We start from the raw sequence: 232 nt of genomic DNA, 5'->3' as shown, positions 1-232 counted from the left end.
TCGGACTTCGATAAGAACTATCTCGCGCAGAACTTTCTCGCGTTCTTCAAGCGTGACTATCACCGCGTTGCGACGCTGCATCTGGAGTCTGGCTGGGTGCCGCCCACGACGCGCGTCGAAGAACTGGAAAGCGCGATCCGCGCGGTCTGCGAGCCGTATTTCGATCGCGCGCTGAAAGACATTTCTCTTGGCCAGGTGCTGATGCGGCTCTTCTCGACGTCGCGCCGCTTCA

1 pseudogene is annotated in these 232 nt (G+C 59.5%); it reads left to right on the top strand.

Features of this window, described 5'->3' with window-relative positions:
• Positions 1 to 232, top strand: a pseudogene (locus SB753_RS41975) (ubiquinone biosynthesis regulatory protein kinase UbiB); the annotation flags it as partial.

It is taken from the genome of Paraburkholderia sp. SIMBA_053, from assembly GCF_046534895.1.
GTDB classification, from domain to species: domain Bacteria; phylum Pseudomonadota; class Gammaproteobacteria; order Burkholderiales; family Burkholderiaceae; genus Paraburkholderia; species Paraburkholderia caledonica.
The sequence above is the reverse complement of the archived record's forward strand: the minus strand, read 5'-3'. Positions and strand labels throughout refer to the sequence as shown.